Below are 805 nucleotides of genomic sequence, written 5' to 3'. Positions count from 1 at the left end.
GGAGAATAGCCCAAAACACCACTAGCCCTATTGGCTACAGAATCACTTCCTATAGCAACACCTCCCGCAACCGTCACTTGCGTTTTAAAGCCTAAAGCTGTACTGCTGTCCGCCTCCACCCGTATAAAACGACCAACAGCAACCGCATCATTATTTAGTGCCACTATATCTGCACCAACAGCAACCGATCCACCTCTCCGGATCTCCGAGTTGGAACCTATGATAACAGATGCCGCTAACTTTTGGTCTCTTTCAGCTAATACCGCCTTCGCTTTAGAACCAATAACAACACTGTCCACGGTTTTCGCATTAACGCCTTCACCAAAAATGACATTACTTCCCGATACATCACGCTGTACTTCTCCACTACGTGTCATTCTGGCTATAGGATCTTTTCGCGAGAAATCAGATGCATCAATAGTCACTGTATCCTGTCCACTTTGAGTGAAAGATCGAGTTACAGAGCTACTGTCCATAAAAAACTGTGGATCGACAACAAATTTCTTATTTTGGTCTTCTGGACTTAATGTGTTTTTTGATAACTTATTGTCATCGATTTTTAAAGTATTCGCAATAGAATTATCATCACCTACACTAGTAAGGGTTCTAGTTAAAAAATTTGCATAGTCATCAGAAGCATTAATCTTTTCTAATCCGGCTTTATTGAGTGCTGTTAAATAATTGTTTTTTGAAACAGGAGAAGCATTCAAACCAGCAACAGAGAGAAGGCTTTGTGGATAAGACACACCGGCACTTTTTACACCTTCAAGAAACGTGTTTCTAAAATCAGGATTTGCTGAAAAAA

Annotated in this window: 1 pseudogene; it reads right to left on the bottom strand. The window is 40.6% G+C overall.

Features of this window, described 5'->3' with window-relative positions:
• Positions 1–805 (bottom strand): annotated as a pseudogene (locus tag ACFINW_RS10035) (hypothetical protein); the annotation flags it as partial.

It is taken from the genome of Bartonella sp. AA18HLJMS, from assembly GCF_042197245.1.
Lineage (GTDB): Bacteria > Pseudomonadota > Alphaproteobacteria > Rhizobiales > Rhizobiaceae > Bartonella.
The sequence above is the reverse complement of the archived record's forward strand: the minus strand, read 5'-3'. Positions and strand labels throughout refer to the sequence as shown.